The 22,341-nt window shown below is 55.4% G+C and carries 13 protein-coding genes and 1 tRNA gene; 7 read left to right on the forward strand and 7 right to left on the reverse strand.

The annotated features are described in order from the left end of the window. The first annotated feature begins 362 nt into the window (after positions 1–362). Positions 363–1,229 carry a crotonase/enoyl-CoA hydratase family protein gene (locus tag C1N62_RS02280; RefSeq protein ID WP_137762098.1) on the forward strand — a complete coding sequence of 289 codons (867 nt, stop codon included), beginning with the start codon at positions 363–365 and terminating at the stop codon, positions 1,227–1,229. 91 nt (positions 1,230–1,320) lie between these two features. Here the strand turns inward: C1N62_RS02280 and pdeR are convergent, their stop codons facing one another. Both pdeR and bglX read right to left on the reverse strand, forming a co-directional pair. Next, on the reverse strand, positions 1,321–3,309 hold the full coding sequence (gene pdeR / locus C1N62_RS02285; protein ID WP_137762099.1) for a cyclic di-GMP phosphodiesterase: 1,989 nt from the start codon (positions 3,307–3,309) through the stop codon (positions 1,321–1,323). Positions 3,310–3,541: 232 nt separating this feature from the next. Continuing rightward, positions 3,542–5,845, reverse strand: coding sequence for a beta-glucosidase BglX (bglX, locus tag C1N62_RS02290; RefSeq protein WP_137762100.1), 2,304 nt, complete (start codon positions 5,843–5,845; stop codon positions 3,542–3,544). 327 nt (positions 5,846–6,172) lie between these two features. Between bglX and C1N62_RS02295 the strand changes: the two genes are divergently transcribed. From C1N62_RS02295 to C1N62_RS02310, 4 genes are all read left to right on the forward strand, one after another. Continuing rightward, positions 6,173–6,352 carry a hypothetical protein gene (locus C1N62_RS02295; protein ID WP_137762101.1) on the forward strand — a complete coding sequence of 60 codons (180 nt, stop codon included), beginning with the start codon at positions 6,173–6,175 and terminating at the stop codon, positions 6,350–6,352. A 576-nt stretch (positions 6,353–6,928) separates the two neighbouring features. Continuing rightward, on the forward strand, positions 6,929–9,286 hold the full coding sequence (locus C1N62_RS02300) for a class I SAM-dependent DNA methyltransferase (RefSeq protein ID WP_137762102.1): 2,358 nt from the start codon (positions 6,929–6,931) through the stop codon (positions 9,284–9,286). Then, positions 9,286–10,647 (forward strand): restriction endonuclease subunit S, encoded by a 1,362-nt coding sequence (locus C1N62_RS02305; protein ID WP_137762103.1) that lies wholly within the window; start codon positions 9,286–9,288, stop codon positions 10,645–10,647. The genes C1N62_RS02300 and C1N62_RS02305 overlap by 1 nt, the downstream gene beginning before the upstream one ends. Further along, a complete protein-coding gene (locus tag C1N62_RS02310) occupies positions 10,644–13,892 on the forward strand; it encodes a type I restriction endonuclease subunit R (RefSeq protein WP_137762104.1) in 3,249 nt (1,082 codons plus the stop codon). Before C1N62_RS02305 ends, C1N62_RS02310 begins: the two co-directional genes overlap by 4 nt. A gap of 170 nt (positions 13,893–14,062) precedes the next feature. Here C1N62_RS02310 and C1N62_RS02315 read toward each other — a convergent pair. Beyond that, positions 14,063–14,138: transfer RNA gene (locus tag C1N62_RS02315), tRNA-Ile, on the reverse strand. Positions 14,139–14,279: 141 nt separating this feature from the next. Here C1N62_RS02315 and mug point away from each other — a divergent pair. Beyond that, complete coding sequence (gene mug, locus C1N62_RS02320) at positions 14,280–14,780, forward strand: G/U mismatch-specific DNA glycosylase (protein WP_137762105.1); 501 nt, start codon at positions 14,280–14,282, stop codon at positions 14,778–14,780. A gap of 67 nt (positions 14,781–14,847) precedes the next feature. Here mug and rpoD read toward each other — a convergent pair whose 3' ends face one another. From rpoD to rpsU, 3 genes are all read right to left on the reverse strand, one after another. Further along, positions 14,848–16,689 (reverse strand): RNA polymerase sigma factor RpoD, encoded by a 1,842-nt coding sequence (gene rpoD / locus C1N62_RS02325; RefSeq protein ID WP_137762106.1) that lies wholly within the window; start codon positions 16,687–16,689, stop codon positions 14,848–14,850. Between the two features lie 157 nt (positions 16,690–16,846). Further along, positions 16,847–18,595: a DNA primase gene (gene dnaG, locus C1N62_RS02330; RefSeq protein ID WP_137762107.1), complete on the reverse strand. Its 1,749-nt coding sequence runs from the start codon at positions 18,593–18,595 to the stop codon at positions 16,847–16,849. A 136-nt stretch (positions 18,596–18,731) separates the two neighbouring features. Beyond that, complete coding sequence (gene rpsU, locus C1N62_RS02335) at positions 18,732–18,947, reverse strand: 30S ribosomal protein S21 (protein WP_001144069.1); 216 nt, start codon at positions 18,945–18,947, stop codon at positions 18,732–18,734. A 353-nt stretch (positions 18,948–19,300) separates the two neighbouring features. Between rpsU and tsaD the strand changes: the two genes are divergently transcribed. Beyond that, the gene (tsaD, locus tag C1N62_RS02340; protein WP_137762108.1) at positions 19,301–20,314 is read left to right on the forward strand and encodes a tRNA (adenosine(37)-N6)-threonylcarbamoyltransferase complex transferase subunit TsaD; all 1,014 of its coding nucleotides are present in this window, start codon (positions 19,301–19,303) and stop codon (positions 20,312–20,314) included. A 109-nt stretch (positions 20,315–20,423) separates the two neighbouring features. Here the strand turns inward: tsaD and mqo are convergent, their stop codons facing one another. After that, entirely contained in the window at positions 20,424–22,067 is a 1,644-nt protein-coding gene (gene mqo, locus C1N62_RS02345) for a malate dehydrogenase (quinone) (RefSeq protein WP_137762109.1), read from the reverse strand. Positions 22,068–22,341: the final 274 nt, after the last annotated feature.

The following is a 22,341-nucleotide window of genomic DNA, read 5'->3' on the forward strand; positions in this document are numbered from 1 at the left end:
CGCCACACGATAGAATAAATAGTTCTGCCTGCACGCTCTTTCTAAAAAACAACAACACGAACCACAGCGGCCATTATTTTCACCCTGACATAACTTATCGAATTTTCATTTGGCGGGCAGGGGAAGAGGCGAGCCGCCTTCGGCTTAAGCCACTGCCTGAAAAGGAGTTATGCAAAATCACGTTGTGGATTACTGGCCAGGGCGGTTATTAATGCGGCAAGAGGGCCATAAGGGGCAGGGCGCAACCAAATGCAGAAAGAAAAGAGCACATTTCAGAAAGAGAGGTGATTCAGTTCGGCAGTCAGCTGCACTAGGCTGGAATGGCTTCACCCACTCTATACTGAAAATAGTGGAATTATATTATGAACCTTCTTGACCACCCATCTTGCCGTCCATTCACCGAAGCCGGCCACATGTCCCAAATTTCCGCATTTTATGAGGAGGGCAGAAATGTCTTATGGATGATGCTGCGCGCCTATCCGCGCCCCTGTTTCAATCAGGCCCTGATCGACGACATCATGAAGCTGGCGGACTGCGCCCACGCCTCCGGCCTGCCGATCGACTTCTGGGTCACTGGCTCGCTGGTGCCCAACATCTACAACGTGGGCGGCGACCTCAACTACTTTGTGGAGTCCATCAAGAGCCGCAAGCGCGAGTCACTGCGCGCCTATGCCCGCGCCTGCATTGACTGTGTCCATGCCGCGTCGCAAGGATTTGGCGTCGGTGCCATCACACTGGCAATGATTGAGGGCACCGCGCTCGGCGGCGGCTTTGAGGCGGCGCTCGCCCACCACTACGTGCTGGCGCAAAACACCGCGCGCATGGGCTTCCCGGAGATCGCCTTCAACCTGTTCCCCGGCATGGGCGCTTATTCGCTGGTGACCCGCAAGGCCGGGATGCGGCTGGCGGAGGAGCTGATCAGCAGCGGTGAGTCCCACACCGCCGAGTGGTATGAGTCACGCGGGCTGATTGACCGGCTGTTCCAACCGGGCGACGCCTTTGCCGCCACCCGTACCTTTATCGATACCCTGCGCCCCAAGATGAACGGGATGCGCGCCATGCTGCGCGCCCGCCAACGGGTGCTGCAACTCTCACGCTCTGAACTGATGGACATCACCGAGGATTGGGTCGATGCGGCCTTTACCTTGGAGGAGAAAGACGTCGCTTACATGGAGCGACTGGTGACACTACAGAACCGTCATACCGCCAGCTTGCGCAAAGCAGGTTAAGCGGTTAACTACCCCCTGGCGACAGAGTGCCACGGCACCGTTGACGCCTGAATACCCCCGCGCTGGCGCAGACTAACCTGCCCGGCAAACCTTATGGGTGAAGCAAATTGTAGTCCGACAGCCAATGCTCCAGCTCGTCTGCGGGCATTGGCTTCGCGTAGAAATAGCCCTGTTTGTCATGCACGCCCATCTCATCCACGAACTGCTCCTCCTTCGCACTCTCCACCCCCTCGGCCACCACCTTCAGATTGAGGGTGCCCGCCACGGCGATAATGGCGCGTACCAGCGCCTGCGAGACGCTGTTCTCACTGATGCCGCGCACGAAGCTCTGGTCGAGTTTGATGTAGTCGATAGGGATGCGCGCCAGCTGCGAGAGCGAAGAGTAGCCAGTGCCGAAATCATCCAGATAGACCTCCGCGCCCAGCGCGTGCAGCTGCTCAATCAACGAGACCGCCCGCCGCTCATCGTCAATCAGGCAGCTCTCCGTCAGTTCAAAGTCGAGCAGGCAGTCGGTCATGCCCACCTCCTGCATCGCCTCGCGGAAGGTGGTGATCAGCGCGTCGCCGCTGAGCTGGCGCGCCGAGAGGTTGACGGCCACCCGCAGGTCAAAGCCCTTCTGCTGCCACGCCATCGCCTGCCGGGCAGCGCTCTCCAGCACCCACTTGCCGAGCGGCGTGATCAGCCCTGACTCCTCGGCATAGGGAATGAACTGGATGGGCTGGATCAGCCCGCGCTCCGGCGAGTACCAGCGTACCAGCGCCTCCACGCCGGTCACCCGGCCCGTGGACGAGGCAATCTTCGGCTGGTAGTAGAGCAGCAGTTGCTCCTCCTCCAGCGCCTTGCGCAGGTTGGTGTCGAGCCACATATACTCCGCGACCTTGTAGTTCATCTCCGGTGAGAAGATGCGGTGCGTGCGCTTGCCCTGCTCCTTGGCGACGTACATGGCGGTATCGGCATTACGGATCAGGCTCTCGGCGCTGGTGCCGTGGTCTGGGCAGATCGCCAGCCCGCAGGAGCAGCCGGTGTAGACCTCTATCAGCCCGATGCGGAACGGCGTCTTCAACAGGTTGTGCAGCTGCTGCGCCAGCGCCTCCAACTCCTCCAGCGAGCTGTTCTCGCACAGCAGGATAAACTCATCGCCGCCCAGCCGCGCCAGGGTCTGGTTGGGCGAGAGGCAGCCCTTCAGCGCCGTCGAGACCTCCTCCAGCAACTGGTCGCCGAACATATGGCCGTAGGCGTCATTCACCTTTTTGAAGTTATCCAGATCGAGGTAGATGATGCCCACCTGCTGTTCGCCGCGCACCGCCAGCGCCGCCTTGAGCTTCTCCATAATGGCATGGCGGTTGGGCAGGCCGGTGATGGTGTCGGTGTTGGCGAGGATGCGCAGGTGCTCCTGTGCCATGCGCTCATCGGTGATGTCCGTGCCGGAGCAGATCAGGAAGGTCTGCTGCTTGCCGCTGCCGCTGTGCACGAACTTATTGCGGAACAGGAACAGGCGCTGCCCCTTCACCGTATTGATCCAGCGCTCCACCTCATAGGATTGCTTGTTCTGGAAAAAGCCGGAGATGTTCTGGCGCGAGGCGGATCCCTCCTCCAGTGACATAAAGAGATCGTGCGCGCTTTTGCCGATCACGTCCTTCTCTTTGACGCCGGTGTACTCCTCGCTGAGGCGGTTGAAGCGCTGGACTTTCCCCTCCTGATCGATGATCACGATCACCGAGTTGGCCTCTGATACCACCTGCTCGGCGAACGAGAGGCCGACCTCCAGGTCATGCGCCACGGAGGGGGTGTCATAGTAGTCAGAGGCGGTGCCCGCCCACTCCTCCGCGCCGACGCGCCGACCCACCAGATGCAGCCGCAGCGGCGCGCCATAGAGCGTGATCTCCAGCGTAAAGCTGGAGGTAATGCCGGTCAGGCCACGGATGGTGGACGCCTGATAGGGTGTCAGGGCGACCGCCACGTTGGTCATGTTTTTTTCGGCAGAGAGTTCCAGCGCGTGACTGTCTGCATGGAGCCGCCAATAGGGGCGGGGCGTACCAAAATGTTGGTACAGGATCGAACTGTCTTGATTTTCGATCATGAAAACATCTCCGCAGAAGAGGCTGAGTATACCGGATGGCGCCGGCACATCCGCCGGGATGGCTGGGCCTGGTCTTGCAGGCAGAACATCACTAGGTTGCCACATAGGGTAAGGGGGTTGCTAAAAATTATAGTAAGGACTCTCCCAATCCCCTGTGGTTAAGCGTAGCGAGTGTTAACAGGGGCGTCATGGTTAATTGCGGGCGGGGAGGCCAGTGGCCTCCCGCACCCCGTTACTCGGTCAGCAGGAAGCTTTGCTTCTTCACGTTCTGCGAGTCGAGGCCGATAAAGACGTTGAACCGCCCCGGCTCGGAGGCCCACTTCAGCTGGTTGTTGTAGAAGCGCAGCGCACTCTCGTCGATCGGGAAGCTCACCACCTGCTTCTCGCCCGGCTGCAACATCACCTTTTTGAAGTTTTTCAGCTGTTTCACGGGCTGGGCCAGCGAGGCGGTCACATCCTGTAAGTAGAGCTGCACCACCGTCGCCCCGGCACGGTCACCGCTGTTGGTGACCGTCACGCTGGCGTTGATCTGCCCATGCCGCCCCAGCGTTGAGCCAGAGAGCGCGATCTCCGACACCTCGAAGTTGGTATAGCTCAGGCCATAGCCGAACGGGTAGAGCGGCCCATTGGTGATGTCGAAGTAGCGGGTAGTGTACTTGTCCGGCTTTTGCGGGTTGAACGGCCGGCCGGTGTTCAGCACATTGTAGTAGAGCGGCACCTGGCCCACCGCGCGCGGGAAGGTCATTGGCAGCTTGCCGGAGGGATTATAGTCGCCGAACAGCACGTCAGCGATGGCATTGCCGCCCTCGGTGCCGCTGAACCAGGTCTCCAGCATCGCATCGGCATTCTCGCTCTCCCACGGCAGCGCCAGCGGGCGGCCATTCATCAGCACCAGCACCAGCGGCTTGCCGGTGGCTTTCAACGCCTTCAACAGGTCACGCTGGCTCTCCGGGATGGTGATGTCGCTGCGGCTGGAGGCCTCGTGGGCCATGCCCTGCGATTCGCCCACCGCCGCCACGATCACATCCGCCTGCTTCGCCACCTGCACCGCCTCATCGATCATCTGCTGCGGCGTGCGCGGGTCATTTACCACCGCTTTGTCATAGGAGTTGAGGTAGTCCACGATCGCCTGATCGTTGGTGACATTCGCGCCACGCGCATAGAGCAGCTTAGCGCGGTCGCCGACCGCACTCTCCATCCCCTGCCAGAGGGTGACCGACTGCGCGGCGACACCGGCCGCCGACCAGCTGCCCATGATGTCACGCTGGCTCTGTGCCAACGGCCCGATCACGGCGATGGTGCCGGTTTTTTTGAGCGGCAGCGTCTGGTGATCATTCTTCAGCAGGACCATTGCGGTGCGCGCCACTTCGCGTGCCTCCTTGCGATGCAAACGGCTCTCGGCATTGGTATCCGCCGGGTCAGTGGAGGCCGGGCCAAGGTGGCGGTAAGGATCGGCGAACAGCCCCATGTCCCACTTCACGTCCAGCACATTGCGCACCGCGCGGTCGAGATCGCGCTCGCTGATCAGGCCATCTTTCAACAGCCCTTTCAGGTAGAGGCCATACATGTTGTCGGCCATGTCCATATCAACGCCAGCCTTGAGCGCCATCGCCGCCGCCTGTCGGTTGTCCTGCGCCACGCCATGTTTCACCAGACCGCCGATCGCGCCGTGGTCACTGACCGTCACGCCGTGGAAGCCCCACTGCTGGCGTAAAATGTCCTGCAACAGCCAGGTGTTGGAGGTGGCGGGCATCCCATTGACCGCGTTCAGGGCCACCATCACGCCGCCAGCGCCGGCATCCAGCGCCGCCTTATAGGGCGGCAGGTACTCCTGAAACATCTTCGGCAGGGACATATCGACAGTGTTGTAGTCACGCCCGCCCTCCGCCGCGCCATAGGTGGCATAGTGCTTGACGTTAGCCATCACATTGCCCGGCGCGGAGGGATCATCGCCCTGATAGGCTTTCACCAGCACCTCGGCCAGCCGTGAGGTGAGGTAGGTATCCTCGCCGAACCCCTCGGAGACGCGGCCCCAGCGCGCGTCACGGGTGATATCGACCATCGGTGAGAAGGTCATGTTCAGGCCATCGGCGGCGGCTTCCGTGGCGGAGACGCGCCCGCTCAGCGCCACGGCGTCCAGATCCCAACTCGCCGCCAGCCCAAGGCTGATCGGGAAGATGGTGCGCTGCCCGTGCACCACGTCATAGGCGTAGAACAGCGGGATCTTCAGGCGGCTGTGCTGCACCTGATCCTGCATCCGGCGGATGTCCGGCTTAGTCACGGTATTGAACATGCCGCCCACCTTACCGGCGCGGATGTCCGCCATGATCGCCTCTTTCGGGTACTCGGAGCCGACGGTCACCAGATTGAGCTGGCCGATCTTCTCATCCAGCGTCATCTGCTTGAGCAAATGATCAATAAAGGCGGTTTTCTCTTTGACCTGATACTGCGGGGCGGTATTGACCACCAACGGCTGGGCGAATGCGGGCGTGAACGCCAATGAGACCAGAATGCCAAGTAAACAACGCTTATTCATCAGTAATCCTTTACAGGCTTCATCAGCCTGGTGAGTAGTGCCGTCAGCCGTGGCGGCCTGAACCTTGCCTGTCCGGGAGGGTGAACGGAGAGAATCTAACCGCCACCCTGAATGTTATCAATTGATATTACGACGGTTCATTAGTTTACAACCAACTTTGCGAGGCATTACGAAAATTTGCGCCAGCACTGCCATTTCCTATCCATCAGGCGCTCACTCCCCCACTTGGCGTTTATTGCGCCAAGCGCCTGATATCAGACTAGACTTATTTTTAGACAGGGTAATCCGCCAACGCCTGGCGGACGACAGACAATAGGGAGAAGAGTGATGATGCTGATGATATTTGCGGTGATGAGCTGGATCTGCTGCCTGATCACCGGGGGATGCTTTGTCTACTGGAAACAGGTAAAAAACTCTAACGGCGTGATCGCCTTCTGGACCTCCGCCATCATGACGCTGGTGATCGCCGTCATCTATCTGGTCGCCCTCTCCAGATATGGGCATTAGTGGGGGGAGGGCGTAGAAGCGGCCACAAAAGTGTGGGGTAAGTACCGCCCTTTCCCAGACCCAACAAAAGAGCCACTGTTGCAGGGTGGCTTTGTTAGGACTTTGGACGATGCGGAATTTTTATCGTTACTTTTGCCGGGACACTACACACCCTTTTTGTTCATCCCGCTTATTATCCAGAATGTCTTTTTTATGTTTAATCGATTGTGATGTAGCCATTGCCCAAAGAATTAATAAAATCAGAGATGCTGTTTTTCTGTCAAATTCACGCAATGAATTTAATAATTAATCATTATAATATTTATTTAAAAATACAAGCGCTTTATTTGTGAATTTTTTTATTTAATATCAATTGGTTGGATTGATTTTCATCTTCTTTTTCGCCGCCATTAATGTGTTAACCCTCTTATTTTGACAAAAAAATCATCCCCTAAAGTCAGCTATGGCTGTACTCCTGCGCTCTGGCGTTATCATTTTGCACAATTCAGTTGGTGCGCCAGCAACGTGTGGGTTTTTAACCAAATAGTTATCTCGGCGTAACAATTGCACTTCCTTTATATTTTTCCTGGAATAATTATGGCTGATAACAATTTCTCGCAAATCGTCGCTTTTATTTGGTCAGTGGCGGATCTGCTTCGCGGTGATTTTAAGCAATCCCAATATGGACGCATAATCCTGCCCTTCACGCTGTTGCGCCGTCTGGAGTGTGTGCTGGCGCCTACCAAAGACGTGGTGATCGCTGAGGCTGAAAGGTTGAACACCAGTACGTTACCTGAAGAGGCTAAAGAGAAATTTTTGCTGCGCGCCAGCGGACTGTCCTTCTTTAATACCTCGAAGATGGATCTTGGCAAGATGGGGCAACATCACATCAAAGCCAATCTGGAAAATTACATTCACTCTTTCTCCAAAGACGCCCGTGAAATCTTTGAGCATTTTAATTTCATTGAGCTTCTCGGCCATTTGCAGGAAGCCAATCTGCTTTTTAAGGTGATGGAGAGGTTTGCGACCACCGATCTCAGTCCCAAAAAACTTTCCAACCACACGATGGGCTTGGTGTTTGAAGAGCTAATCCGCCGCTTTGCGGAGAGTTCCAATGAGACCGCTGGGGAGCACTTTACTCCGCGCGATATTGTGCGTTTGACCACCTCATTGGTGTTCATGCATGACAATGATCTCCTGCTGAAAGAGGGTATCATCCGCACCCTTTACGACCCGACGGCAGGTACTGGCGGTTTTCTCTCCTCTGGTATGGAGTATGTGCACAAACTGAATCCACATGCAGTCATACGCGCCTTTGGTCAGGAGCTGAACCCGGAATCCTATGCCATCTGTAAAGCGGACATGCTGATTAAGGGCCAGGATGTCAGCCGTATCAAGCTGGGCAACACGCTTTCTAACGACCAACTCCCACAAGATCAATTTGACTACATGCTCTCCAACCCGCCATTCGGTGTGGATTGGAAAAAGATTGAACGCGAGATCAACGACGAGCACCAACTGAAGGGCCTTAATGGCCGCTTTGGTCCGGGCCTGCCGCGCGTTTCTGATGGCTCGCTGCTGTTTCTGTTGCATCTCATCAGCAAAATGCGCGACAGCCACACGGATGGCGCGGCGAGCGGTGGCGGACGTATCGGGATTATTCTCAACGGCTCCCCACTGTTTACCGGTGGGGCGGGTAGCGGTGAGAGTGAAATCCGCCGCTATATTCTGGAAGCCGACTTGCTGGAGGGCATCGTCGCGCTGCCAACCGATATGTTCTACAACACGGGCATCGCGACCTATGTCTGGATTTTGTCGAACAAAAAATCAGAAGAGCGCAAAGGCAAAGTGCAGCTGATCGATGGCACCAACTTGTACGGGAAAATGCGTAAATCGCTAGGCTCGAAGCGTAACCTGATGGGTGAAGACGATATCAGGCTGATTACGCAGACCTTCGGCGATTTTGAAATGGTTGCTACGACTTCGTTGGAAAAACGTGGACTGGAAAAAGCATCCGAACAGACATCCAACCGTGGCCGCCAGTCTGCCACGACGAAAACTGAAACCTCGAAAACCTTCGCCAGCAAAATCTTCAACACCACCGATTTCGGTTATCGCCGCCTGACCATTGAACGCCCACTGCGGTTATCTGCACAGGTGACGGATGAAGCCATTGCCACCCTACGCTTTGCACCAAAGCCGTTTAATGCGCCGATGGAACGTCTATATGAAGCGTTTTCTGCGCAGTGGCAGAGAGATAACTACGGTGATTTCTCTGAGCTGGAAGTAGAAGCGCGCGCCATTATCAAAGCGGAATTTGCTGAGCTGAAAGATAAGCAAATCAAGGGCCTGTTAGACAGAGAGCTGTGGCGGACACAACGCGCGTTAATGGATAAAGCACAGCAAATTCAGACGGCATTGGGTGCGCAGGCGGGGGGTAAAGCGGTTGTCAGCCATGACTTCAACCAGTTCCAGCTCACGCTCAAAGAAGCGATTAAAACCGCGGGCGTGAAGCTGGATGCCAAAGAGAATAAACAGTTCATTGACGCCATCACCACTAAAAATCCGAATGCCGAACCAGTAATCAAAAAGGTGCTGAAAGAAGCCGCCCAGCCGCTCTACGGCGCATTTGAGTACCAAGGCAAAGTGGTGGAATTTGAGCAGGATGGCGATCTGCGGGATAACGAGAACGTACCGCTAAACCCGGCGGTCTCCACCAGCGACCTGATTGAAAACTATTTCGAGTCTGAGGTACTGCCGCATGTAGCCGATGCGTGGATTAATGCCGATAAGCGTGATGCGAAGGATGGTGAAGTAGGGATTGTTGGTTACGAGATTCCGTTCAACCGGCACTTCTATGTTTACCAGCCGCCACGCCCGCTGGAAGAAATTGATGCCGATCTGGATGCGGTCAGCGCCGAGATTATGAAGCTGCTGCAGGAGGTACATTCGTGATGGCTAAGTATAAGGCGTATCCGGAGTATAAGGATTCTGGGGTGGAGTGGTGTACTGTGCTACCTCGTGGCTGGAAACGGGTTAATTTGAGGTGGTTATCCAATATCTATGCAGGAGGCACTCCTTCCAAAAATATTATGGATTACTGGGAAAATGGCACAGTACCTTGGATTAACTCGGGAGCAGTAAACCAAAGTTATGTAACAGAGCCGTCCACATTTATTTCAAAAGCTGCGTTTGAAAATAGTAGTGCCAAGTGGATACCAAAAGGAGCTCTGGTTGTCGCTTTAGCTGGACAAGGGAAAACTAAAGGTATGGTTGCTCAGCTTGGTATAAATACCACATGCAATCAGTCAATGGCTGCAATCGTATTACACAGTGAGATGCAATCCAGTTATATATTTTGGTGGCTTACATCTAACTATCAAAATATACGCAATATGGCGGGCGGAGATCTAAGAGATGGATTAAACCTTGAACTATTGGGAAATGTACAATGTCCTCAGCCGTCTGATTATGAGTGTACTAAAATTTCCATGTTCCTCGACCACGAAACTGCAAAAATCGATAACCTAATCGAGAAGCAACAGCAACTGATTGAACTGTTGAAAGAAAAACGTCAGGCAGTGATTAGCCATGCCGTTACCAAAGGGCTAAACCCTAATGTGCCGATGAAAGATTCTGGTGTTGAATGGTTGGGGGAAGTTCCGGAGCATTGGAGTTTAAAAAGTTTCCGATATGCTTGCTTAATTTATAGAGGTAAATTTGGCCACCGTCCTCGAAATGACCCTTCTTTATATGATGGTGACTACCCTTTTATTCAAACAGGGGATGTTGCTCGAGCAAGTAAATTCATTGAGACATATTCACAAACACTCAATGAAAAGGGAAAGGCTGTAAGTCAATTATTCCCATCTGGAACGTTGATGATGGCAATTGCTGCAAACATTGGGGATACGGCTATTCTTGGATTTGAGGCATACGCTCCAGACAGCGTTGTTGGATTCAAGCCCTATCAAAACCTTCATCTGGAATTCTTGCGCTACAGTTTTATGGCTGCGTTACCCGCGTTAGAACAAACATCGACACAAAGCACCCAAGCAAATTTGAATATTGATAGAATTGGTGCGGTTAAAGCAGTTTTTCCTTCCTTGGAGGAACAGCTAGATATCATCGATTATTTAGATAATATGTTGTGTTCGTATGATTCAATTGAAGAAAATGCCAACCAAGCCATCCAACTCCTTCAGGAACGCCGCACCGCCCTGATCTCCGCTGCCGTCACCGGAAAAATCGATGTGCGCGATTGGGTTGCCCCGGACACGCAAGAAGTTGAGGAGCCAGAGGAGATCACCGCATGAGCATGGACAGCACCAAGGAACTGATTTTCCAAAATGAGATGATTGCGCAGATGGTTGATCGCGGCTGGATTGTCGGTAAAGCTGACGGCTACGATCGCGAACGCGCGCTCTATTCACAGGATGCGCTGACTTTCGTCCAAACTACGCAGCCGCAGGAGTGGGAGAAATTTACCAAAATCTATCCCACCGACACCGAGCGCCATTTTCTTGATGTGCTGGTTGCACAGCTAAAGAAAGCGGATATCAACGCCACTGATAGGCTGTCGCGCACTTACGGCACGCTCGGTGTATTGCGTCACGGCATCAAGAGCCATAGTGCGCGTTTTTCGTTGTGTCAGTTTAAGCCGGAGCATAACCTCAACCTGGATACGCTGGCGCGCTATAAACAGAACATCTGCCGTATTGTGCCGGAGCTGGTTTACAGCCCGCACGCCTCAACAGCGGCGTTTGAAGAGACGGCGATCAAGGCGAAAAAGTGGCGCATCGATCTGGTGTTATTTGTGAATGGTCTGCCCATTGCGACGCTGGAGCTGAAGTCTGAATTTAAGCAGGCGGTACAAAGCGCCATTACCCAATATAAAAAAACACGTCTGCCAAAAGACCCCGGGACGAATAAAGCAGAACCGCTGCTGACATTCAAACGCGGTGCGTTGGTGCATTTTGCTGTCAGTCAGTATGAAGTCTTTATGACGACCAAACTGGACGGCAATAACACCCTCTTCCTGCCGTTTAACAAAGGCACCAAAGAGGGCGGGGCCGGCAATGACATCCCAGAGAATGAAAACGACTACGCCACCAGTTACCTGTGGAATGAGGTCCTGCTGCCGGACAATCTGCTTAAAATCCTCGCCAGCTTTGTGCATCTGCAAATCGAAGAGAAAGAGGACTGGCAGGGGCTGAAGTATAAAAAAGAGAGCCTGATCTTTCCGCGTTATCACCAGTGGGATGTGGTGAACAAACTGATCACGGCCACGGCAGTGGAAGGCACAGGCAATAAATACCTGATCCAGCACAGCGCGGGTTCAGGAAAATCTAACTCGATTGCCTGGACTGCCCATCAGCTTTCCCGTTTATACGATGAGAAGGGTGAGAAGCAATTTCACTCGGTGATTGTCGTTACCGACCGCACTGTGCTGGACGATCAGCTTCAGGACACCATCTACCAATTTGAGCATCAGGATGGCGTGGTCGGGCGCATCAACAAGAAAGAGGGTGAGGGTTCAAAATCGAAAAAGCTCGCCACTGCCTTGGAAAACGCACAGCCTATTATCATCGTTACCATTCAAACCTTCCCATTTGTGCTCGATGAGATTGAAAACAGCGTCAGCCTCAAGGCGCGTAAATACGCGGTGATTGCTGACGAAGCACACTCTTCCCAAAGCGGCTTAACGGCAAGTCAGCTCAAGAAAGTGTTAATGACCGAAGAGGCTGAGCGCGAGGGCGTGAGTTCATCACAAGATAGGCTGAACGAGAACATTGCGGCACGCAAAGGCAGCGGCAATATCAACTACTACGCATTCACTGCAACACCAAAGGCGAAAACGCTGCAGTTGTTTGGCCGTCGCCCTCATCCGCTTGAGCCTGCCTCCAAAACTAACAAGCCGGAAGCGTTCCACGTTTACTCCATGCGACAGGCTATCGAAGAGGGTTTTATTCTTGATGTCCTGAAGAATTACACCAACTACAAGGTGGCCTACAAGCTGTTGCAAAAGTTGGGCGATCCAGATCGAGAAGTAGACAGTAAAAAGGCGAAAGTCAGGTTGAATCAGTGGGTGGCGCTGCACGACCACAATGTTTCGCAAAAAGTGAAAGTGATTGTGGAGCACTATCGCAAGCATGTGATGCACTTGCTGGGCGGGCAGGCCAAGGCAATGGTGGTGACCAGTTCCCGTAAAGCAGCCGTGCGCTACAAACTCGCCTTCGATAACTATATTGCCGAAAATAAATACAATAAGATCAGCGCAATGGTGGCATTTTCCGGTGAAGTAGAATTCCATGAAAATGACCATAACAGCCTGGCATTACTCAATAAAACCTTTACCGAAATCAATATGAACCCCAGTCTCAAAGGTCGGGATATGCGTAAAGCGTTCGATAGCGATGACTATCAAATCATGCTGGTGGCCAACAAATTCCAGACTGGTTTTGACCAACCCAAGCTCTGTGCCATGTATGTTGATAAAGCGCTAGGGGGCGTGGAGTGCGTGCAAACGCTTTCCCGGCTTAACCGCACTTATCCGGGCAAAGCAGAGTCAGGCACATTCGTGCTCGATTTCTGGAACGATCCAAACGACATTCTCTGTGCTTTCCAACCCTACTACCAAACGGCGGAATTGACCGATGTCAGCGATCCTCAATTGGTATTCGATTTATTTGAAAAACTGCGCACCAGCGGTATTTTCCTGTGGGATGAGGTTGAGCAGTTCTGTGAAGCGTTCTTTATTAAAAACAGATCCGGTGCCGCGATCAGTAATATTTGTAAGCCAGCGGTAGAGCGCTGGAGGCAGCGTTATGCCTCTGCAATTGATGCTTATGCGCTGGCAAAAGAGATGTTTGAGCGGACAAAAAAATGCGGCGACGTAGTGTTGATCACTAATGCAGAAAACAGCTTCAAGGCTTGTAAGCAGGAAAAAGACAAACTGGATATCTTCAAAAAGGATCTTGGCAGCTTTGTTCGCTTTTATGAGTTCATGTCGCAGATTGTCGATTACGATGATAGGAATCTTGAGAAATTGAGCCTGTTCGCCCGCCACCTGCGCCCGCTGCTCCATGAGCAACAAGTGGAAGAGGATGAGGTTGATTTAAGTAATGTGGAGATGAGCCATTACCGGTTATCCAAGCTCCATGAGCAGCACCTGAAATTACAAGAATCCTCTGAAGAATATAAAATAAATCCAGTCAATGACGTAGGTACAGCAAAACCAAAAAATACAAAAGAAGAGTTTTTGTCGCAAATTTTGGCACGTTTAAATGACCTGTTTATCACCGACAATCTTACTGATAAAGACATGATCAACTACGCCTTCACCGTGCGGGATAAATTATCAGAAAACCAGGCGGTAATGACGCAGATTGCCAACAATACGCGCGAGCAGGCGATGCTAGGGGATTTCCCGAAAGCCATTGATGATGCCGTGATGGACAGCAACGATGCGCAACAGGAGATGATGATGCAGTATCTGTCGAATCCGGAGCTTGCCAGAGGCTTTGCCCGCGTGGTGTTTGATATGTTGAAAGGGGCTTAGACAATGAAGGGCTGATAGAACCCTTTTAATCTGCTGTAGGAAAAGCGTTCAGTGTGAATGAATTCTTATATGTGTCATCAAGAGTGAATTTATATAGCCTCATATCTCTCTTACAGCGAATCCAAACGAAAAGGACTTAGCCAGTTTCCTGTCTAAGTCCTTGATAAATTTGGTGGCCCCTGTTGGGTTTGAACCAACGACCAAGCGATTATGAGTCGCCTGCTCTAACCACTGAGCTAAGGGGCCGGGCGGCGTGATTATACGGCAGTTGGGCGCGGCAGGTCTACTGTCCACTGCCCGGATGGCGGTTTTCTGCACAGAATAGCGTGTTGTATTCCCTGCAACTTTTTGCGATAACCGGGGATTATGTCTTACTGTGGGAGCATCATGATGAAGGATATCCTGGACGATCACTTGCAGGTGCTGTTCTGCGGCATCAATCCCGGCCTGTCGACCGCGCACCACGGCTTTCACTTCGCCAATGGCAATAACCGCTTCTGGAAAGTGATTCATCTGGCAGGCTTTACTGAGCGTCAGTTGAAGCCTGAGGAGGAGCAGCATCTGCTGGATACCGGCTGCGGCATCACCCGTCTGGTGGATCGGCCGACGGTCGAGGCCACGGAGCTGTCGCGCGCGGAGCTGCGGCAGGGTGGGGAGGCGTTGCGGGAGAAGGTGATGCGCCACCAGCCGCGGGCGTTGGCGGTGCTGGGCAAGCAGGCTTATGCCAGCGCCTTCGGCGTGCGCAAGGCACCCTGGGGGCGTCAGGAGATTATGCTGGGTGACACGCAAGTGTGGGTGCTGCCCAACCCCAGCGGGTTGAACCGCGCTACGCTGGAGGAGCTGGTAGAGGCCTACCGCGCGCTGAAACAGGCGCTGGCGGAAGCATAAGGCCAGCAGCAGACAGGCATAAAAAAAGCCCCTCGCGGGGCTTTTTTATTGGCGGGGCAGCGGGCGATTAATCGTCCAGGAAGCTGCGCAGCACTTCAGAACGGCTCGGATGACGCAGTTTACGCAGCGCTTTCGCCTCAATCTGGCGAATACGCTCACGGGTTACGTCAAACTGCTTGCCGACCTCTTCCAGCGTGTGGTCGGTGTTCATGTCGATACCGAAACGCATACGCAGGACTTTCGCCTCGCGCGCGGTCAGGCCGGCCAGCACGTCGTGGGTGGCGGAACGCAGGCTCTCTGAGGTAGCAGAGTCCAGCGGCAGCTCCAGCGTGGTGTCCTCAATGAAGTCGCCCAGATGCGAATCTTCATCATCACCGATCGGGGTCTCCATCGAGATCGGCTCTTTGGCGATCTTCAGTACCTTGCGGATCTTGTCTTCCGGCATCAGCATACGTTCAGCCAACTCTTCCGGCGTCGGCTCGCGGCCCATCTCTTGCAGCATCTGGCGTGAAATACGGTTGAGCTTGTTGATGGTCTCAATCATATGCACCGGAATACGGATGGTACGCGCCTGATCGGCGATGGAGCGGGTGATCGCCTGACGGATCCACCAGGTGGCGTAGGTCGAGAACTTGTAACCACGACGGTACTCGAACTTGTCCACCGCCTTCATCAGGCCGATGTTGCCCTCCTGGATCAGATCCAGGAACTGCAAGCCACGGTTGGTGTACTTTTTGGCGATCGAGATAACCAGACGCAAGTTCGCTTCAACCATCTCTTTTTTCGCACGGCGGGCTTTCGCTTCACCGATGGACATACGACGGTTGATGTCCTTGACCTGCTCGATGGTCAGGCCGGTCTCTTCTTCAATCTGACGCAGTTTTTGCAGGCTGCGTTCCACATCTTCGCTGACGTCGCGCAGCTTCTCAGACCACGGCTTGGCCATGGCGATCGCCGCTTCGAACCAGACGTCGCTGGTCTCGTTGCCGGTGAACAGGTTGACGAAGTTCTTCTTCGGCATTTTGCACTGCTCAACGCACAACTTCATGATGATGCGTTCCTGGGTACGGACGCGATCCATCATGGAGCGCATGCTGTTGACCAGGAAATCGAACTGCTTCGGCACCAGACGGAACTGCTTGAAGATCTCGGAGAGCTTCAGGATCTCTTCCGTGGCGGTCGCGTGGCTGCGGCCCTTGGTCTTGATGACGGTGCGGGTGACCTCATACTGCTCGCGCAGTTCGGTGAACTTCTGGCGCGCCAGCTCTGGGTCGATGCTGTTGTCATCGTCCGAGTTGTCGTCATCATCCTCTTCGTCATCATCTTCGTCGTCCAACTCTTCGTTGGGCAGCTCAGAACCGACGTGGGTGGCGGTTGGCGCGATGTCCTCTTCCGCATTCGGGTCAACGAAGCCAGTGATCAGGTCAGAGAGGCGGGTCTCGCCAGCCTCAACGCGATCGTACTGCTCCAGCAGGTAGGTAATGGCTTCCGGGTACTCGGCTACCGAGCACTGTACCTGGTTGATGCCATCCTCAATGCGCTTGGCGATGTCGATTTCGCCTTCGCGCGTCAGCAGTTCAACGGTACCCATTTCGCGCATGTACATGCGCACCGGATCGGTCGTACGACCAATCTCAGACTCAACGCTGGACAACACCTGTGCGGCAGCTTCCGCGGCATCTTCATCGGTGTCGTTGGTGTTTTCGGCCAGCATCAAATCATCGGCGTCCGGTGCTTCTTCCATCACCTGGATGCCCATGTCGTTAATCATCTGGATGATGTCTTCGATCTGGTCGGAGTCGACGATATCTTCCGGCAGATGGTCATTGACCTCAGCATAGGTCAGATAGCCTTGCTCCTTACCACGGGTGACAAGAAGTTTGAGCTGTGACTGCGGGTTTTGCTCCATAAGACGGTATCCACACTTCAGAGTATTGGGGTTGGTGTCGGTCGGCGAAACCGCCAACGATAACATTTGGGGCGTTTTTGTTGTTGCCGCGGCCCGCTATGGCGGCATCGCGCGGGGCGTCGCCCCGCTATATATCGGCACTTAAGCCGTCAGAGATTCACTTTTTTTTCGCCAGCACCTGGTTGAGAGACTGAACTTCTTCCCGCTCTTCGGTGCTCAAACCGTGCGTCCGGGCGCGCGCAATGAGCGTCTCCAGCCGCTGCTCCAGAATGGAGTCATACAAGCTGGCTAACGTATCCACAAATGTTTGCTCAACCATATCCTCTACGATCATGTGGTTCCATGTCGCCAGGATTTCAAGTTGCTGGCTGTACTTATTGTCGCGGTACTGCTCGAGTAACTGGCCAGTGGTCAGGCCCGGCTGCGCCAGACAGGTCTCCACCAGTTCGATAAACAGATCCAGCCCCGCGAGGCCAGCCTGCTCCACGCCCTCAAGGGAGGGGATCAGCGTCGCCAGCCGGGGATTCTGTACCAGTAATCCTATCAGTATACGCATGGTTGTGCGTTTTAGCTGGGGCGCCTGATAGCTATTTGCGCTCTCCGCCTGTTTGGGCAGCAGCTTCTCCAGCTGGCTGTCGTCCAGAATGCCCAGCTTGTGGCCGAGCTGCTGGCGCAGGTAGAGCCGCAGGGTTTCGCCCGGCACTTGCCCAATCAGCGGCAGCGCCAGGGTGCTCAACTTGGCACGCCCGTCAGGGCTGCTCAAGTCCACCTGCGGCAGCAGCGTCTCAAACAGGAAAGTGGAGAGCGGCTGGGCCTGCTCCATACGCTGCTCAAACGCCGCCTTGCCCTCTTTGCGGATCAGGGTGTCCGGGTCTTCGCCATCGGGCAGGAACATAAAGCGCAGCTGGCGGCCATCGTTCAGGTAGGGCAGGGCCGTCTCCAGCGCACGCCAGGCAGCCTCACGGCCCGCGCGGTCACCGTCATAGCAGCAGACCACGTTATCCGTGGCGCGGAACATCAGCTGGATATGGTCGGCGGTGGTGGAGGTGCCAAGCGAGGCCACGGCATAGTCGATGCCGAACTGCGCCAGCGCCACCACGTCCATATACCCCTCGACGACCAGCAGCCGCGACAGGGTCGGGTGGCTCTTCTGCGCCTCATACAGGCCGAACAGCTGGCGGCCCTTATGGAAAATCTCGGTCTCCGGCGAGTTGAGATACTTCGGCATCCCGTCGCCCAGCACCCGGCCGCCAAAGGCAATGACGCGGCCGCGCTTGTCGCGGATCGGGAACATCACCCGCTCGCGGAAACGGTCGTAGGTGCGCCCCTGATCATTCTTGACCAACATGCCAGCGTCATTCAGCGCGGTACGGCTCTCGCTGTCGCGGCCAAAGCGTTTGAGGGCGTTGTCCCAGCCGGCGGGGGCGAAACCGATGGCAAAGTGCTGCACGATCTCCTGGCTCAGGCCGCGCTGTTGCAGGTAGTCGCGTGCGGCTTGCCCGTTGGGCTGGCCCAGAGCGTGCTGGTAGAAGGCGCTCAGCTGCTCCATCAACTGGTAGAGGCTCTGGCGCTGGTGGCGCTCAATCTGGCTTGGGCCGGAGCCGGCCTCGTAGGGCACTTCCAGCCCCTGCATGGTCGCCAGCTCCTCAATGCTCTCGACAAACTCCAGCCTGTCGTAGTTCATCAGGAAGTCGATGGCGTTGCCGTGCGCGCCGCAGCCGAAACAGTGATAGAACTGCTTGTCGCCGTTGACGGTGAAGGAGGGGGTTTTCTCATTGTGGAACGGGCAGCACGCGTGGTAGTTCTTGCCCTGCTTTTTGAGCTTCACCCTGGCATCGATCAGATCGACGATGTCAACGCGCGCCAGCAGGTCATTGATAAATACACGCGGAATTCGTCCAGCCATAAGCCCCTTGCTCACCAGCCTATAAACGAGAACAAGCCGCGCATTCCTTTCGGAAAGCACGGCCTTAAGATACTACTACTCAGTCTGCGCGTTTTTCGTAATGACTAAATCACGCTGGGGAGTGATCCCCAAAAACTTAGTACAGACGAGTACGGCGTGCGTTTTCGCGAGCCAGTTTCTTCGCGTGACGTTTCACAGCAGAAGCTTTAGCGCGTTTACGTTCGGTAGTCGGTTTTTCATAGAACTCACGACGACGAACTTCAGCTAAAACACCCGCTTTTTCGCAGGAACGTTTGAAACGACGCAGAGCTACGTCGAACGGCTCGTTTTCACGTACTTTAATTACCGGCATGTGCCTCTCACCTCAATAAAATCGGTTTGTCGCTGGCCTGTTGGCGCCAGCCATTTTCAAAATGGTGCGGAATTTTACTTCAATGGATGCTGCTTTGTAAAGCACCACAGCAAATTGGAATGGGCCGGGCAGGCCAGCGGATGCGCGCATTTTTGCGCAAGGCGATGATTATATACCAATCAATCCGTAAAGCCCGCGATTAATCGATTTTGGCCGCTGATTTCTGCCGCCCCGGCAGGGCGCTCAGGCGGGGCGGGCAGGGGCTGGCGGGGTGTTGGCGGCGGGCGGATAGTGGTAAACTGCCCGCCGCGCCGCCCGCGTCGGGGCGCCGTACGAAACAGGTGGAAGAGGCAATGCGCGTATTAGGTATCGAAACGTCCTGCGATGAGACCGGCATCGCAATCTATGATGATCAACAGGGCCTGCTGGCCAACCAGTTGTACAGCCAGGTGAAATTGCATGCGGACTACGGCGGCGTGGTGCCGGAGCTGGCTTCGCGTGACCACGTCCGCAAGACGGTGCCGTTGATTCAGGAGGCGCTGCGTGAGGCTGGGCTGGAGGGCCGTGACATTGACGCGGTAGCCTACACCGCCGGGCCGGGGCTGGTGGGCGCGCTGCTGGTTGGGGCGACCGTCGGCCGCTCTCTTGCCTTCGCCTGGAATGTGCCGGCAGTGCCGGTACACCACATGGAGGGCCACCTGCTGGCGCCGATGCTGGAGGATAACCCGCCCTCGTTCCCGTTCGTGGCGCTGCTGGTCTCTGGCGGCCATACCCAGCTTATCAGCGTGACCGGCATTGGCGAGTACCGCCTGCTGGGCGAATCGATTGATGACGCGGCGGGTGAGGCTTTCGACAAGACCGCCAAGCTGCTGGGGCTGGACTACCCCGGTGGGCCGATGCTGTCGAAGATGGCACAGCAGGGCGAAGCGGGGCGCTTCACCTTCCCCCGGCCGATGACCGACCGGCCGGGGCTGGATTTCAGCTTCTCCGGCCTGAAGACCTTTGCCGCCAACACCATCCGTGGCAATGGTAGCGACGACCAGACGCGTGCCGACATCGCCCGCGCCTTTGAGGACGCAGTGGTGGACACCCTGGCGATCAAGTGCAAACGGGCGCTGGATGAGACCGGCTTCTCGCGGCTGGTGATGGCCGGTGGCGTGAGCGCCAACCGCACCCTGCGCGCCAGGCTGGCGGAGATGATGCAGAAACGCCGTGGTGAGGTGTTCTACGCCCGTCCGGAGTTCTGCACTGACAACGGCGCGATGATTGCCTACGCGGGCATGGTGCGCCTGAAGGCGGGCAACACCGGCGGGCTGGGCATCAGCGTGCGCCCACGCTGGCCGCTGGCGGAGCTGCCGCCGGTCTGATTGCCATAAGGTGCCGCCACGTTGGCGGCCGCCCAAAGAAAAAGCGCCGGGCTTTCGCACCGGCGCTTTTTTTATGCCCCAACCGCGTGGGCTGGGGCAGGGGGTTGGCTTACAGCGCCATATCTTTGGCAGCGCTGTCAGGCACTGGCGCGCTGTTGGTCGCCGCGGCCGGGGCAGTTGCCATGCCTTGCGGGATCATCGGCGGCGGATCCAGTTGCAGGGTCTGGCTGGTGTACTGCCACTCCTGCTCGGTCAGCTGCGGGTTACCGTTCAGCTTCTGGCCGTAGGTCGGGATGATCTGGTGCATCTTGGCCTGCCACTCCGGCGTAGCCAGCTTGTCTTTGAAGACGGTTTGCAGCAGTTTCACCATGATCGGCGGAGCAGTGGAGGCACCCGGAGAGGCACCCAGCAGCGCGGCGATGGAGCCATCCTGCGCGCTGACAATCTCGGTGCCCAGACGCAGCACGCCGCCTTTCTCTTCGTCACGCTTGATGATCTGCACACGCTGGCCAGCCTGCCACAGGCGCCAATCTTCTTTGCGCGCTTCCGGGAAGTACTCTTTCAGCGCTTCATAGCGGTCGTCGTCAGAGAGCATCAGCTGGCCCGCCAGGTACTCCACCAGGGAGAACTCGTCGATGCCCACGTGCATCATCGGTACGACGTTATGCATGTTGGTGCTGCGCGCCAGATCCCACAGGGAGCCTTGCTTCAGGAATTTGGTGGAGAAGGTCGCGAACGGCCCGAACAGCAGCACGCGCTTGCCATCCAGCATACGGGTATCCAGGTGCGGAACGGACATCGGCGGGGAGCCAACGGATGCCTTGCCATATACCTTCGCCAGGTGCTTGTTCACCACGTCCGGGTTCTCGGTCACCAGGAAGGAGCCGCCGACCGGGAAGCCCGCGTAGTTCTTGGATTCCGGGATGCCGGATTTTTGCAGCAGCGGCAGGGCCGCGCCGCCGGCACCGATGAAGACGAACTTCGCATCGATCGCGCGCTCTTCGCCGTCATGCTTCAGGTCAGCCACGGTGACGTGCCAGGTGTTATCCGGGTTGCGCTTCAGGTCACGCACTTCGGTGGAGAGGTTCAGCTTAAAGTTCGGCTTCTGCTCCAGATTGTGCACGTACTGACGGGTAATTTCGCCGAAGTTGACGTCGGTGCCGATCGGCATCCAGGTCGCGGCCACTTTCTGTTTCGGGTCGCGGCCATCCATCACCAGCGGGATCCACTTCTGGATCTGAGCCGGATCGTCAGAGTACTGCATGCCCTGGAACAGGGTGCTCTTTTGCAGCGCAAGGTAGCGCTTGTGCAGGTAGTCGACGTTCTCGTCGCCCCAGACAAAGCTCATGTGCGGCGTGGAGTTAATAAAGGAGTGCGGGTTTTTCAGCACGCCCTGCTTAACCTGCCAGGAGAAGAATTGACGGGTGATCTGGAAACCTTCGTTGATCTCGACGGCTTTGGAAATATCGATCTCACCGTTATCTTTTTCCGGTGTGTAGTTCATCTCTGCCAAGGCAGAGTGACCCGTACCGGCGTTGTTCCAGCCATTGGAACTCTCTTGCGCCACGCCATCCAGGCGCTCGACCATGGTCATCGACCAATCTGGCTCCAGCTCATTCAGGAAGGTACCGAGGGTGGCGCTCATAATACCGCCGCCAATCAACAGCACGTCCACTTTCTGAGTTTCAGCTGCCATCAGGCTGCTGCTGAACAGCATGGAGGAACACAATACCGCAACAACTTTTCTTTTCATTACCGCTACCTTGCCAGAACCTATTCAATAAAAAGCTTACTTATCAATAGCATGAAAACGACCCTCAAGGCAGGAGGGGCCTTTTGAAGATATGATAACGACGAAGCAAATGTGTAACTTTTTTACAACGCGGCGGAATATATCATTTAACAGGTGAAGAATTAAAGCGGCTTTGCATTTAAAAAACGCAATAAGTCAATAAACATTCAGTAAATAAGGTTAATTAAGGAAGGGGTATGTCACTTTGATAAGCGAAATAATTAGAACAGAATAG

Source organism: Nissabacter sp. SGAir0207 (genome assembly GCF_005491205.1).
In the GTDB taxonomy this organism is placed as follows: Bacteria; Pseudomonadota; Gammaproteobacteria; order Enterobacterales; family Enterobacteriaceae; genus Chimaeribacter.

Coding starts and splice junctions, on each gene's coding strand:
- C1N62_RS02280 (WP_137762098.1), top strand. CDS start 363: ATGAACCTTCTTGACCACCCATCTTGCCGTCCATTCACCGAAGCCGGC.
- pdeR (WP_137762099.1), bottom strand. CDS start 3,309: ATGATCGAAAATCAAGACAGTTCGATCCTGTACCAACATTTTGGTACG.
- bglX (WP_137762100.1), bottom strand. CDS start 5,845: ATGAATAAGCGTTGTTTACTTGGCATTCTGGTCTCATTGGCGTTCACG.
- C1N62_RS02295 (WP_137762101.1), top strand. CDS start 6,173: ATGATGCTGATGATATTTGCGGTGATGAGCTGGATCTGCTGCCTGATC.
- C1N62_RS02300 (WP_137762102.1), top strand. CDS start 6,929: ATGGCTGATAACAATTTCTCGCAAATCGTCGCTTTTATTTGGTCAGTG.
- C1N62_RS02305 (WP_137762103.1), top strand. CDS start 9,286: ATGGCTAAGTATAAGGCGTATCCGGAGTATAAGGATTCTGGGGTGGAG.
- C1N62_RS02310 (WP_137762104.1), top strand. CDS start 10,644: ATGAGCATGGACAGCACCAAGGAACTGATTTTCCAAAATGAGATGATT.
- mug (WP_137762105.1), top strand. CDS start 14,280: ATGATGAAGGATATCCTGGACGATCACTTGCAGGTGCTGTTCTGCGGC.
- rpoD (WP_137762106.1), bottom strand. CDS start 16,689: ATGGAGCAAAACCCGCAGTCACAGCTCAAACTTCTTGTCACCCGTGGT.
- dnaG (WP_137762107.1), bottom strand. CDS start 18,595: ATGGCTGGACGAATTCCGCGTGTATTTATCAATGACCTGCTGGCGCGC.
- rpsU (WP_001144069.1), bottom strand. CDS start 18,947: ATGCCGGTAATTAAAGTACGTGAAAACGAGCCGTTCGACGTAGCTCTG.
- tsaD (WP_137762108.1), top strand. CDS start 19,301: ATGCGCGTATTAGGTATCGAAACGTCCTGCGATGAGACCGGCATCGCA.
- mqo (WP_137762109.1), bottom strand. CDS start 22,067: ATGAAAAGAAAAGTTGTTGCGGTATTGTGTTCCTCCATGCTGTTCAGC.